The following is a 744-nucleotide window of genomic DNA, read 5'->3' as shown; positions in this document are numbered from 1 at the left end:
GGCGAGAGTGACTCCATGAGCCAAGACATTTTTGTATCCGTACTGATTCCCGCCAAGAACGAAGCGAACAACCTCAAGCCATTGCTCGAGGAAATCCGCGTGGCGCTGGCCGACGAATCCTACGAAATCATCGTGGTCGACGATGGCAGCACCGACGCGACCCTGCATGAACTGCGGCAGATCCGCAACGATGGCTTGAATACCTTGCGCATCCTCCATCACGAGCGTTCGCTGGGGCAGAGCACTTCGCTGTACCACGCCGCCCGGGAGGCCCGTGGGCAGTGGCTGGCCACCCTCGATGGCGACGGCCAGAACGACCCGGCGGACATCCCCGGCATGCTCGCGCTGGTGCGCGGCCAGCCGGGCCAGGTCGATGTGCAACTGGTCGCCGGGCACCGGGTCAATCGCCGCGACACCGCGAGCAAGCGCTACGCCTCGCGTTTCGCCAACAACCTGCGCCGGCGCCTGCTCAAGGACGCCACGCCGGACACCGGTTGCGGCCTGAAGCTGATCGAGCGCGCGGCGTTCCTGCGCCTGCCGTACTTCGATCACATGCATCGCTATATTCCGGCGCTGATCCAGCGCCACAACGGGCGCATGATCGTGCACCCGGTCAACCACCGGCCGCGCACGGCCGGGGTGTCGAAATACGGCAACCTCGACCGCGCGCTGGTGGGCATCCTCGATCTGTTCGGGGTCTGGTGGCTGATCAAGCGCACGCGGCTGAACACCATTGCCCAGGAG

The 744-nt window shown here is 65.2% G+C and carries 1 protein-coding gene; it reads left to right on the top strand.

Annotated features, from left to right (window positions below; translation table 11 throughout):
- Positions 1-15 precede the first annotated feature (15 nt).
- Positions 16-744: glycosyltransferase family 2 protein (locus CAG47_RS27625; protein ID WP_085729445.1), on the top strand; the 729-nt coding region annotated here is incomplete at its 3' end.

Source organism: Pseudomonas sp. R37(2017) (genome assembly GCF_002113375.1).
In the GTDB taxonomy this organism is placed as follows: domain Bacteria; phylum Pseudomonadota; class Gammaproteobacteria; order Pseudomonadales; family Pseudomonadaceae; genus Aquipseudomonas.
This window is presented reverse-complemented; position numbering and strand designations above follow the sequence as displayed.